This window comes from Ruegeria sp. YTSC230, from assembly GCF_059609665.1.
Genome location: NZ_JBXWMC010000003.1, coordinates 158,988 through 171,322 on the forward strand (window position 1 = coordinate 158,988; position 12,335 = coordinate 171,322).

At 57.8% G+C, this 12,335-nt stretch carries 12 protein-coding genes; 4 read left to right on the forward strand and 8 right to left on the reverse strand.

The genetic code is table 11. From position 1 onward, the window contains the following. Positions 1 to 27: 27 nt before the first annotated feature. The 6 genes from AC2FD9_RS07890 to AC2FD9_RS07915 all read right to left on the reverse strand — a co-directional run bounded on the left by AC2FD9_RS07890 (position 28) and on the right by AC2FD9_RS07915 (position 5,338). On the reverse strand, positions 28 to 774 hold the full coding sequence (locus AC2FD9_RS07890) for an SDR family oxidoreductase (RefSeq protein WP_109313665.1): 747 nt from the start codon (positions 772 to 774) through the stop codon (positions 28 to 30). A gap of 60 nt (positions 775 to 834) precedes the next feature. Continuing rightward, positions 835 to 1,254, reverse strand: coding sequence for an alternative ribosome rescue aminoacyl-tRNA hydrolase ArfB (gene arfB, locus AC2FD9_RS07895; RefSeq protein ID WP_496836232.1), 420 nt, complete (start codon positions 1,252 to 1,254; stop codon positions 835 to 837). A 263-nt stretch (positions 1,255 to 1,517) separates the two neighbouring features. Further along, on the reverse strand, positions 1,518 to 2,162 hold the full coding sequence (locus AC2FD9_RS07900; protein ID WP_058279096.1) for a queuosine precursor transporter: 645 nt from the start codon (positions 2,160 to 2,162) through the stop codon (positions 1,518 to 1,520). A gap of 91 nt (positions 2,163 to 2,253) precedes the next feature. Continuing rightward, positions 2,254 to 3,138, reverse strand: coding sequence for an esterase-like activity of phytase family protein (locus tag AC2FD9_RS07905; RefSeq protein ID WP_496836235.1), 885 nt, complete (start codon positions 3,136 to 3,138; stop codon positions 2,254 to 2,256). Next, on the reverse strand, positions 3,111 to 3,974 hold the full coding sequence (gene mepA / locus AC2FD9_RS07910; RefSeq protein ID WP_496836237.1) for a penicillin-insensitive murein endopeptidase: 864 nt from the start codon (positions 3,972 to 3,974) through the stop codon (positions 3,111 to 3,113). The genes AC2FD9_RS07905 and mepA overlap by 28 nt, the downstream gene beginning before the upstream one ends. Continuing rightward, a complete protein-coding gene (locus AC2FD9_RS07915; protein ID WP_282170140.1) occupies positions 3,971 to 5,338 on the reverse strand; it encodes an MFS transporter in 1,368 nt (455 codons plus the stop codon). The genes mepA and AC2FD9_RS07915 overlap by 4 nt, the downstream gene beginning before the upstream one ends. Before the next feature lie 132 nt (positions 5,339 to 5,470). Between AC2FD9_RS07915 and AC2FD9_RS07920 the strand changes: the two genes are divergently transcribed. From AC2FD9_RS07920 to yaaA, 3 genes are all read left to right on the forward strand, one after another. Beyond that, positions 5,471 to 5,761 (forward strand): YggT family protein, encoded by a 291-nt coding sequence (locus tag AC2FD9_RS07920; RefSeq protein WP_496836239.1) that lies wholly within the window; start codon positions 5,471 to 5,473, stop codon positions 5,759 to 5,761. Between the two features lie 86 nt (positions 5,762 to 5,847). Then, positions 5,848 to 7,887 (forward strand): DNA helicase RecQ, encoded by a 2,040-nt coding sequence (recQ, locus tag AC2FD9_RS07925; protein ID WP_496836241.1) that lies wholly within the window; start codon positions 5,848 to 5,850, stop codon positions 7,885 to 7,887. A gap of 35 nt (positions 7,888 to 7,922) precedes the next feature. Beyond that, positions 7,923 to 8,693: a peroxide stress protein YaaA gene (gene yaaA / locus AC2FD9_RS07930; protein WP_496836242.1), complete on the forward strand. Its 771-nt coding sequence runs from the start codon at positions 7,923 to 7,925 to the stop codon at positions 8,691 to 8,693. Here yaaA and AC2FD9_RS07935 read toward each other — a convergent pair. Continuing rightward, positions 8,684 to 9,145 carry a VOC family protein gene (locus AC2FD9_RS07935; protein ID WP_496836244.1) on the reverse strand — a complete coding sequence of 154 codons (462 nt, stop codon included), beginning with the start codon at positions 9,143 to 9,145 and terminating at the stop codon, positions 8,684 to 8,686. The genes yaaA and AC2FD9_RS07935 overlap by 10 nt on opposite strands. A gap of 9 nt (positions 9,146 to 9,154) precedes the next feature. Next, positions 9,155 to 11,371 (reverse strand): response regulator, encoded by a 2,217-nt coding sequence (locus AC2FD9_RS07940; protein ID WP_496836246.1) that lies wholly within the window; start codon positions 11,369 to 11,371, stop codon positions 9,155 to 9,157. Between the two features lie 115 nt (positions 11,372 to 11,486). Here AC2FD9_RS07940 and AC2FD9_RS07945 point away from each other — a divergent pair, with 115 nt between their 5' ends. Then, positions 11,487 to 12,332 carry a 2-keto-4-pentenoate hydratase gene (locus AC2FD9_RS07945; protein WP_496836247.1) on the forward strand — a complete coding sequence of 282 codons (846 nt, stop codon included), beginning with the start codon at positions 11,487 to 11,489 and terminating at the stop codon, positions 12,330 to 12,332. The last annotated feature ends 3 nt before the right edge of the window (positions 12,333 to 12,335 follow it).

The following is a 12,335-nucleotide window of genomic DNA, read 5'->3' on the forward strand; positions in this document are numbered from 1 at the left end:
GATATTTCTTGCCAGATAAAGAGCGGATCAGATGCAACGGCCACCGTCGACCTCCAAAGCTGTGCCGGTGATCATGCTGGCCTCGTCGGAACATAAGAAACAGGCGGCGTTGGCCATATCCTCGGGTGTCGAGAAACGACCCAATGGGATGGTCGATAGGAACTTGGCGCGAACCTCGGGCGTATCCTCGCCCATGAAAGACTTGAGCAAGGGCGTTTCCCCTGCAACCGGGCAGATGGCGTTTACCCGGACACCCGATGGGGCCAGTTCGACCGCCATAGTCTTGGTCGCGGTGATCATCCAACCTTTGGAGGCGTTGTACCAGTTGAGGTTCGGTCGTGGCGACAGCCCCGCCGTTGAGGCCACGTTCAGGATCGCGCCAGTACCACGCGATTTCATATGCGGAACCAATGCACGGGCCGTTAAATAGACAGATTTCATGTTCACGTTGAAAACGCGGTCGAAATCCTCTTCGCTCACATCCTCCAGCGGGGTGGGAAGGTGGGTGACGCCGGCGTTGTTGACTAGGATATCGAGATGCCCCAGTCGATCAAAGGCTGCGTCTGCCATCGCCTCAACCGATGCGCCGTTGGCCAGATCGACCTGATGTGCAAAGGCGTTCGGGCCCAATTGATTGGCCTGAACTTCGGCCGCATCACCGTTGATATCCGCGATCATGACGCGGGCACCTTCGGACAGGAATTTCCGCGCGATCCCGGCACCAAAGCCTGATGCGCTACCGGTCACGATTGCGGTTTTTCCCTCTAACCTCATGATCTTGTCCTTTTGCAGCTGCGCAAAATCAGAGTAGCGATGCGCCGCAAAGATACCAGATCAATCTTCGGGTATCTTACCGCGCAAGGCTTTGACGTCTGAGCGTGCCTTTTTGGAAGCCAGACGTCGCTTGACCGAACCGTAGGTGGGTTTGGTGGCGATACGGCGCTTGGGTTTAACCATAGCGCGGGTGATCAACTCGGCCAGCCGATTGCGCGCGATTTCGCGGTTGCGCGCCTGGCTGCGGGTTTCGTCGCATTGAATGATGATCGCGCCCTCTTTGGTCCAGCGTCGCCCCGCCAGACGCTTGAGCCGCGATTTGACGGGATCAGGCAAAGAAGGTGAGCGCGCCGCCTCGAACCGCAATTCGACGGCGGTGGACACCTTGTTCACGTTCTGCCCGCCGGGACCGGATGAACGAACAAAGCTCTCGGTCATTTCCCAGTCATGCAGGGTGATATCGTCGGTGATGCGCAACATGAGGCTGACCTTACAGGCCTGATCCGAAAACAAAAAGGTCCGCCCCGCATGGGACGGCCCTTCGAAAGCTCAGGAGGTTGGGTCGGTTAGATCAATCGACCAGCCGGAGCGAGCGCTCCGCCAAGGGCTGCCTTAACAGGCGATCCCCCCGGTTGTTCCAACACCTCTCTCCAATCCCTTTCTCGACATTGGATCACCTCCTTTCAAACTGTTTCGGTTACTGGAATCGTGCCACGAGTTGCACGAAACTCAAAACGTTTTTTTTACGCCGGCTGAGCGGTCAGTCGCGCCACGATCACCTTGAACGGGATCAGCGCGATCATCGCCAGCGACAATTTCACCAGCCAATCCGCAAAGGCCAGCGTTACCCACAGGGGCGCCATCGGACCGGTCAGCATGAAGGGTACAGGTTCCCACGCCCAGCTGATTGCGGCGTCGGCGTCGGCACCAAAGAGAGTAATCGAAGCCGAGAATGCGATGGTGAAGAACAAAGTGGTGTCCAACGCCGATCCGATCAGGGTCGAGACCAGCGGCGCGCGCCACCAACGGCCGCCACGCAATGAGTTGAACACGGTGACGTCCGTAAGCTGCGCGAGCAGGAAAGCGGTCCCGGACGCAACGGCGATTCGCAGCGGCACAGCGGCATAAGTGAAACCGTCACCTTGCAGCATGATCTGGCTGCCGATCAGCGAGCAGATGATACCGGTGATAAACCCGGCAAACACGACTTTGCGGGCGGTCGCCACGCCATAGACGCGGTTCATGATGTCGGTGACCAGAAAGGCCAGCGGATAGGTGAAAGCACCCCAGGTAAGCAGCCCGTCAAAGATCAGGAACTGAACCAGAAAATTCGAGGCCACAACAATGGCAGCCATGGCAATAATGCCGGGTATATAAGCGCGTTGCATTTTCAGATGCCCGTTTTGACAAGGTAGCGGCGACTTGGCCAAGGGACCGTCCCAAGGCAAGCCGCGCTTCTAGACCTTTGCTTTGGACGTGTCAATCGGGCAGAGCATACTCGACCAGTTCAGTACGCTGAAGCGCCAGAAAATTATCATCTGACACCATAGTGGCCCGCAAACGGCCCTCGTCGTCGCGCCAGACAGACAAACCCTCGAGGTTGTCATGTGCACCGGTCCCAGTTTGGAAAAGAACCTCTTCGGCGCTTGGGGTGTCACCGTCCAACTCCCATCGCCGCAGACGCGAACGGAACCCGATCCAACCGACATCCCGTTCCAAAACGTAAAGCCTGCCATCCGGTCCGAAATCTGCTGCAACTGGCAGAAAGTCCCCCCGTTGCGGCAAAACGAAAGGCGTCGACCACGCCTGACCGTCCCACCGATAGACAGGGATATCACCCGTCGCTGTTCGGTTTTCCTCGGGCATTGTGAAAAGGTGACCGCGTTGATCAATGGCCAACGCCTCGAGCGAGCCGTTGAGCTCAAAGCCATCAAACGCCTTGGGCCGCGGCAAAACCTGGGCTTTGGTCCCTGGCGCTGGGTAATAGGCCACCCGGTGCGTGTTTTCGAACGAGACGTACAAGCCGCCATCGGGGGCAATGGCTATGCCTTCAGAATCCCCGGCCCCACCTGTCAGAGGGCGTCCTCTGCTGGAAATGAGAGGCCAATTTTCAGTGATCTGAATGTCAGAAATTTCGTCATCATTACGCTCGACCCGTGCAGTAATCAGTGTCGAACGATCGGTCATTCCAATCAAATGGCGGCCATCATCCGAGATGTGGATGGCAGAAATCCCGCCAAACCACTCGGCCGTGTGACGCCATGTAAAACTACCTAGGTGGTTGGGTGTCTTGAGATCAACTGCCCAAGCCGCTCCGGCCAGTAATACCGCGACGATCAGTTGGATTGCAGAACTTGTGTGCATTGCTGAGGAAGATCGGCCAATCGAAATTCACGCCGTTTCTTGGGCGCTGGGGCATTTGGGTCGGGTGGGGGTGGGTTAAGGATATTATTCACCCATTGCTGCGCCTCGGCACAGCCATCCCCTTTTGGCGGAGGATCCTGATTAACGCAACCTTTAGAGCCGCGCGGGCATTTCAGACGGACATGGAAATGATAATGATGTCCCCACCAGGGCCTGATCTTGCGCAAATAGGCACGATTACCCTTCTCGTTTTTGCACATTTCCGCCTTTGCACCGGGAAAGACGAAAATTCGCGCAACTCGCTTGTCCTTTGCGGCCTGGCGCAGCACAGCATGGTGTTGTTTTGTCCAGTTACCGTTGACAAACGCGCCATTCGATCTGCGCAGAGAAATCGACGAGATATTCTCACGCGCCTTGCGGCTTAAGCGCATGTTGTCGCCGGGCAGCATCCAGATATCGATGTCCAGACCGAGCTGATGGCTGCGGTGCCCGGATGTCATCGGCCCACCGCGCGGCTGGCTGATATCGCCGACATATAGCCCGTTCCACCCGGGCTGCTTTGCCGCAAACCTGCTGAGGTCCTGCACATAATCAATCGCCTCAGGGTGCCCCCAATTTCGATTGCGTGACAGCCGCATCGCCTGCCATGTCGGTCCCGTTTCGGGCAATTGCACCGACCCTGCAGCGCATCCACGCGAATAACTGCCGAAGGCTGCGGATTTTTGCTGCGAACTTGCTTTCTGCGCCCCAAACAACTGCTTTGCCAGAGGCTGCGCCGTAGCAGTGTTCGTCAGAAATATCGCGGCCAGTATCGTCAAAAAACGTAATAAAATCATCTGCTCTGATCCCCTTCCGGTTTCACCCAGCGCATCAGTATTAACCCCAGAATAAACAACAGAACGATGGGTGACACCCCCAGTCTTGCACTGCCGGTTACAGTTGTGGCTATTCCGATCAGCAAGGGGGCGGCAAAGGCTGTGGCACGCCCCGACAAACCATAAAGCCCAAAGCTTTCGACCGGGGCCTTGGGGTCGGTGTGACGCACCATCATCGAACGGCTGGCGGATTGCAGAATACCGCCCATGCCGCCGATCAGAACCCCGCAGCCAAAGAACACCAGATCAGGCAGGCCGGATCCTTCGGGTAAAGACATGCCAAAGATCTGTGTGCGGTCCATCGACACGATGGTGATGCAAACAAAGATCAGCACCCAGATAGCCACCAAAATCACTGGTTTAGGGCCGTATTTCTTGTCCAGCTTACCGCCGACCCACGAAAACGCAGCCGCAGCCAGAACGCTGACGATACCAAAGACACCGATCTTGATCAGGTCCCATTCCAGCACCAGTCGCGCATAAACACCGCCAAAGGTGTAAAGCCCGTTCAACGCGTCACGATAGAACATGGATGATCCAAGGTAGGTGGCCAGGCTGACCCGGTGGCGCAGATTGGAAATCGACTTGACCAGAAGGCGCAGGGCGTCGCCCACATTGCCTTTTTTGTCGGTCGGCGCATCATCCCGGACCCAAAGGAAGTAGGGGATCATGAACAGAACGAACCAAACCGCCGTGAATGGCCCCACGAAACGTGTGCCCTGCTGCATTGAGGCATCCAGCCCAAACAGCGGATCCATCCCGATCAGGGTCTTGCCGTTGGCCTGCTCGACGAACAGCGCCAGCATGATCGCAAGTGAGATCAGCCCACCAAAATAGCCAAAGGCAAATCCTGACCCCGAAATCTCACCAACCTCATTTTCGTCCCCCAAATCGGGCAGCTGCGAATTGATGAAGATCAGAGCGTATTCCGCGCCAACAAAGCCCAGACCAAAGGCCGACAACATCAGCCACATATTCGACCCGTCGGGCATCGTGTACCAAAGCGCGGCGGACCCCACCGCATACATCACCGAAAACGCGAAAATCCATGGCATTCGGCGACCCGAAACATCCGCCATGGCCCCCATCAACGGTGCGCCAAAGGCGATGATCAACCCAATGATGGTCATGCAATTCGCCCACACCGTCTGCGCCCGCGCATCGGCCGCATCCGCATCCAGACCGGACGTCAGATAATACTCTGCCGCAACTCCGGCGAAGTAGGGACCAAAGACAAAGGTAACCAGCAATGTATGATACGGTTGACTGGCCCAGTCGAAAAACCACCAACCCCAAATGCGCTTGCGCTTGGAAATTTCTGCCATGACTGCCCCTGTTTATCGTTGTTTTCATAAGACGGGTCTTTGGCCTATTTCGCAAGGGTTCTGTTAGCGCACACTTGCTCTTTGCCGCGCTAGCTACTACCTCTCGCGAAACGTGACTTGGAGAATACGAATATGATGGCAATTTTCGGCCCGATCGACTTGGTATTGAGCATCGCCTATTGGTTCGTCTTGATTCAGGTCATAATGAGCTGGCTGATCAACTTTCAGGTTCTGAACCTTCACCAGCAATTCGTTGCCCAGATTTGGTACGGGTTGAATCGGATCCTGGAGCCGATTTATCGCCCTATTCGCAGAGTGCTGCCCGATCTTGGCGGCATCGATCTGACGCCTCTGGTCGTGTTGATCATCATCATTTCACTGCGAAGCTACGTCCTGCCGGAACTCTTTCTGGCCCTGAGCTGAGGCTGATCCCTCTTGTTCACCGAATCTTAGTATGTGATTGTCCTGTCTTAAGAGCAGATAAACCTTAAAACAGGGCAACCCCGCACATGTTCGACGCCGCACCGATGCTGCGAGATGTCTTTGGATTCGACGACTTCCGCCCCGGGCAGGAAGAGATCGTCGATGCCGTGACCGCAGGTGAAAACGTGCTGGCGATCATGCCGACGGGTGGCGGTAAATCCCTTTGTTTCCAACTGCCTGCGTTGATGCGGGATGGCGTGACGGTGGTGATTTCCCCGCTGATCGCCCTGATGCGCGATCAGGTTCGCGGGCTGCAAGAGGCCGGCGTTGAAGCAGGTGCTCTGACCTCGGGCAACACGCCCGAAGAAACAGATGCCGTGTGGGAAGCGCTGGAGGCCGGGCGGCTCAAGCTGCTTTACATGGCCCCCGAACGTCTGGCGGCAGGGTCGGCGCTGGGGATGCTGCGCCGGATCAACGTCAGTCTGATTGCCGTGGATGAAGCCCATTGCGTCAGCCAGTGGGGCCATGATTTCCGGCCAGACTATCTGCGGATCGGTGAGCTGCGGCGCGCGCTGGGCGTCCCCCTCGCCGCCTTCACCGCCACCGCGGATGCCGAAACGCAGGACGAGATCGTCGAAAAACTGTTCGACGGCACGCCCCCCAACAAGTTTCTGCGCGGGTTCGACCGGCCCAATATCCACCTTGCCTTTGGGGCCAAGGATGGCCCCCGCAAACAGATCCTCGACTTTGCCAGTGCCCGAAAAGGGCAATCTGGCATCGTCTATTGCGGCACGCGCAACAAAACCGAAGTGCTCGCGCAAGCCTTACGCGCGGAAGGTCACTCTGCCTGCCACTATCATGGCGGAATGGAGGCCGAGGATCGCCGTATCGTCGAAACCCGCTTTGCCCGCGAAGACGGGTTGATCGTGGTTGCCACCGTGGCTTTTGGCATGGGCATCGACAAGCCCGACATTCGATGGGTGGCCCATGCCGACCTGCCCAAATCCATCGAGGCCTATTATCAGGAAATCGGCCGTGCCGGCCGTGACGGTGGCCCTGCCGAAACGCTGACTCTGTTCGGCCCCGACGATATTCGCCTGCGCCGCTCGCAAATCGACGAAGGGTTGGCCCCGCCAGAACGTCGCATGGCCGACCATGCACGCCTGAATTCTCTATTGGGTCTGGCCGAAGCATTGGTATGCCGCCGTCAGACTCTGTTGGGCTACTTCGGAGAACAGGCAGAACCTTGCGGCAAGTGCGATCTGTGTGACACCCCGCCCGAAGTGTTCGATGGGACCACGCCCGTCCGCATGGCCTTGTCTGCAATCCTGCGCACCGAGGAATGGTTCGGCGCCGGCCACCTGATCGACATCCTGCTGGGCAATGAAACCGACAAGATCCGCGCCCGGCGCCATGACCAACTGTCGACCTATGGGATCGGCAAAGAGTGGTCGCGGCCCCAATGGCAGGCCATCTTTCGGCAGATGATGGGGTATGATCTGGTCCGCCCGGACCCCGAACGCCACGGCGCACTGCAAATGACCGAGGCTGCCAAGCCCATCCTGAAGGGTGAGGCCCGGATCAACCTGCGCAAGGACACATTGCGCAAGGCCGGACGCCGCCCGGCGGTCAAAATGATGGTGTCCGAGGAAGACGCGCCGCTGCTGTCGGCCCTGAAAGCCAAACGGCGCGCCTTGGCCGAATCCGCGCGGGTTCCGGCCTATGTCATCTTCCCCGACCGCACGCTGATCGAAATGGCTGAGAAACGCCCCATGTCCCTGGACGATATGGCCCGAATTGGCGGGGTCGGCGCGAAAAAGCTGGAACGTTACGGTGACACGTTTCTTGAAGTCGTCGCCGGTGAGGTTGAAGCCGTTCATCCCGCGCGCCGCAAATTGGCTGGCCGGGATCAGGGCGATATCTATGACCAGTTGCTTGAAGTGCAGTCGCAGCTGTCACGCGGTCCGGAGGGGATCGACAAGCCGCTGACGTGTTCCGCCTCACAACTGGCCAAGGTCGCACAATTGCGGTCAGACGACCCGCGCGCGATCGAGCATGTTCTGGGCGATCGCCGTCACGAAAGGTTTGGAGCCGCCTTTCTGGACGTGCTGCGACAGACGGACTAGATACGGCCCAGAACAGGCAAGGAAAGAGAGCGGATATGCTGGTAGTTATTTCCCCGGCCAAGCGGCTGGACTGGGCGGAACGGGATGTCGAAGTCACGCAGCCAGACTTTCAGGACGATGCCATCCGTCTGTCAAAAACCGCCCGCAATCTGACACTGGGTGATCTGAAAAAACTGATGGACCTAAGCGATGATCTCGCGCGCCTGAACCGCGACCGGTATCGCGCATTCTCAGACGCGCCCAAGGCAGATGTGACGCGCCCCGCCGCGCTGGCCTTTGCGGGCGACACCTACCAGGGGCTTGAAGCTGCGTCGCTGGATGCCGAGGAGATGGCCTGGGCGCAGGATCATCTTCGCATTCTGTCCGGTCTTTACGGTGTGCTGCGCCCGCTGGATTCCATTCAGGCTTATCGGCTTGAGATGGGCAGCAAGCTTAAAACCCGCCGCGGAAAGAACCTGTATGAATATTGGCGCGATCAACTGAGCAAAGCGCTTAATGCGCAAGGTGCTGAGGTTGGATCGGACGTTCTGGTCAACTGCGCCAGCCAGGAATATTTCGGCGCAGTAGACCCTAAAGCACTGAAGCTGCGCGTTATCACCCCTGTTTTCATGGAAGACAAAGCAGGCACGCCTAAGATCGTGAGCTTTTTTGCCAAAAAAGCGCGCGGTGCGATGGCACGGTATGTCATTCAGCACAGGCTGGACGACCCCAAAGGACTGCTGGACTTTGACTCAGGTGGCTATAAATACCGCCCCGATTTGTCTGAAGAAAACAAACCCGTCTTTGTGCGGCCCTATCAGGCTTGATCTAACATCGACGGGTCATAGGCGACGAGTTCAACCGTATTGCCTTCGGGGTCTTCGGTGAAGATACCGCGCCAACCGATCCATCCGAACTGCTCGACCCGGTAGGGCTGGCCAAGGTGGTCATACCATCGCATCACAGCGTCTTGTTCGTCGAATGGCAGCGACAAAGCGATGTGATGCAGGGATGACGCGCCACCCGTCACCGGTTTTTGCGATCCGTTAGGATGCAGCCCTGGTCGCGGGGCTGCGGTGTGGTGAAACAGGGCCAGGACCTGCGTATGGCCACCATATCCGGGCGCAATCTGGAAAAAGGTGATCGCGCTGTTGTGGTCACCGCTGAGACGCTTTAACCCGATCACGTTTTCATAAAACGCGACCATGGCGGTCATATCCGCGCAGCGGATGGCAATCTCACCCAGTGCGCGGGGCTGAAATCCACGATCTTCAGACATGGGTTCAATCTAGTCAGCCCGGATTTCCTCTGCAACAACCGGGCAACAATCATCCGGCCTATGGGTCAGAACCATCTGGTGAATCGTCTGCTTTTGCAGCGGTTTGGTCAGGTAGTGATTCAGCCCGGCAGATAAGATTCCCTGATCGTCACCAGCCATCGCATGAGCCGTCAGAGCGACAATAGGAACATGACGGCCAGTCTCAATCTCGCGGCGCCGGATTTCGGCTGTGGCCTGTTTGCCGTCCATTTTAGGCATCGAGATATCCATAAAGATAAGGTCTGGGTTAAACTCCTGATACGCCTGCACCGCTTCGATCCCGTTGTCGGCAAAGCGCAGGTCGATGTTCAGATCTTTGACCATCTTCTTAAGGATCAGTTGATTGGTCCGGTTATCTTCGGCCGCCAGAACACGCATGATACGCTGCGTTCCTTCACATGCGGGTTGGTTAGGTGCCTGATTGATCGGTGCGGTCTCCGAAAGCGACTCAACGCCCTGTGGGTGGCCAAGCGCTTTCAGGCGCGCGTATAGCTCGGCCCTGGGGATCGGCTTTTGTAAAACGCCTTCGATCAGGTGGCGCGCGGGGTGGGCGTGAATGACACCGGGATTGGCCGACATCACGACAATCGGCAGAGCGCCCCACCCCCTGTCTTTCAGCAGGACGGCCAGCTCAAGCCCGTCCATGTCGGGCAGGTCATGATCGCACAGCAGAAGGTCCACACTGTCGTCCAGCGCCGTCAGCGCCTCTCGCCCCGACGTGCAAACGGTGCCCTGAACCCCCAGCCGCCCTAGCTGTTTGGACAGGATCGCGCAGTTGGCGGCCAAATCCTCGACGATCATCACATGGCGCAGGCGCCCGTCAAGATCGGGCGGGGCAGGTTGCGGGCCTTCAGCGGTCGGCAGTGAGACACGAAAGCCAAAGCAGGACCCCTGCCCCGGCTCGCTATCCACCCAGATAGCACCGTCCATTAATGTGATCAGTCGCTTGGTAATGGCAAGGCCCAGACCGGTCCCCTCAAAGGCCCTGTTCCGTTCGTCTTCGACCTGATTGAATTCACCAAAAATGTGCCCGATCTTGTCTTCGTCGATGCCGATGCCGGTATCTTCGATTGCAACATGCACGTCGCAGGATTGGGTATCCGGGTTCGGCACACCGGTGACACGGATCATGACATGGCCCTCGGACGTGAACTTGACCGCATTGCCGACGAGATTGGTCAAAACCTGCCGGACCCGCCCCGGATCGCCGACAAACAATGTGGGCAGGAACAGATCGTAATCCACCAGCAACGAAAGCCCCTTGTCCCGAACGCTGGGTTGCAGCAGCATCGCGACTTCAAGAATGCAGCGTTCAAAGTCGAACTGTTCCGGGTGCAGGGTCAGCTTGTCCGCCTCGATCTTGGAATAGTCCAGGACGTCGTTGATAATCACCAAAAGCGCTTCGCCGGAATTGCGGATGGTGTTCAAATACAGCCGTTGTTCTTCATCCAAAGGTGTTTCGGTCAGCAATTCGGTCATGCCCACGATGCCGTTCATCGGGGTTCGAATTTCATGGCTCATATTGGCCAGAAAGGCCGATTTGGCGCGGTTTGCCGACTCGGCCCGTTCACGAGCAGCGGTCAATTCGGCCTCATGGCGCACGGATGCCGAGATGTTCAGGGCCAGGCTCACCACATCGCCACCATGACCGCGCTGGTCGATCAGCTTAATGTAATGGCCGTTCCACAGCCGGATTACCTCGGGCTGCGGGTGTGGCATGGCCCATCTCTGCAGCATTCTATCGCGCCAGCCGGGCGTCGGCTCGGACCCAAGATCAATCAGCCCCTCGGTCGTCAGGATCTCCAGAATCCTCGGATAGGTCACACCCGGCGCAACCTCTTCCAGCCCGTCAAAGACGCTTAAGTAAGCCGCGTTGGCCCCAATCAGGCGACTTTCCTCGTCAAAGAACGCGAATCCATCCTGAATGGTTTGGATTGAATGCCACAAGCGGCGCTCGGCCACCTCGATCTTGGCGTTGGCGACCGTCAGATCGGACTTGACCTTTTCATTTTCACCCCGGACCGTTTCAACCTCGGCCTGGGTTTCACCGATCCGCTTGGTCAATGCCATCGCATGCAAGCCCAGTTTGCGGTTCGCGGCCGACAGCTCTGCCTGTTTCATTTCCAACAACCGCTCGGCCGCCAGACGTGCGCGCCGTTCCTGTGACAGTTTTCCTGCAAGACTCATCTTTGGTGTTTCCGGGACAATCTGTGTCCAGCATCCGGGCAGAGAGTGAAGAACTGTTTAAGCCGTTGCCCAATGATCGAACCTCGTGCCACTCTTGCCAAAACGGAGGTGTGATATGCGGTGTTTCTTCGGCGCGTTGTTGGCCTGTGGCGTATTTGCTCATCCTGTGGCGGCGGGCTGCGCAACGGATGGCCAGATCGATCGGTTCGTCGCGGATTACCTCTCAGCTGCACCCACACCTGCCCTTTCATCTGATGGCACAATGAATGACGCGCTGTGCACGCAAGCGCTCATAGTGTCTGCATTAGAGCCACATTTAGGGCCGGTCATCGGCTACAAGGCCGGTTTGACCAGCGCATCGGCACAAGAAAGATTTGGCGCATCCGAACCGGTTCAGGGCGTATTGTTCCGCGACATGATGCTGGATGACGGCGCGACCGTTCCATCAGACTGGGGTGCGCGACCCGTGTTTGAGGCCGATCTGGTGCTGGTTGTTGGCACAGCGGATATCAATCAGGCCACGTCGCCTGAGGAGGTGCTGCAAGGCATCTCAGCCATTCGCCCGTTTATCGAGCTACCGGACCTGACCTTTGCCAAGGGTGAACCGATCACTCCGGTCACGCTGACAGCAATTGGCGTTGCTCCGAAGCTGGGTGTTTTGGGAGCAGAAATCCCTGTGTCCGATCCGGCAGCTATGGTGCAGGCCTTGGCTGATATGACTGTCACCCTCCGCGCCGCAGATGACGAGATTCTGGCGCAAGTACCGGGCACAGCGGTCCTGGGGCATCCGGCCAATGCCGCCCTTTGGTTAATGTCCAAAGGGATCGAATTTCAACCGGGGGACCTGATTTCCGTCGGATCATTCGGGCCGTTATTCCCGCCTGCAAAGGGTAAAGGCGGGGCATCAGTGTCTTACGACGGCTTGCCAGGCAATCCCACGGTCAGCGTGGTGTTTGACTGACCT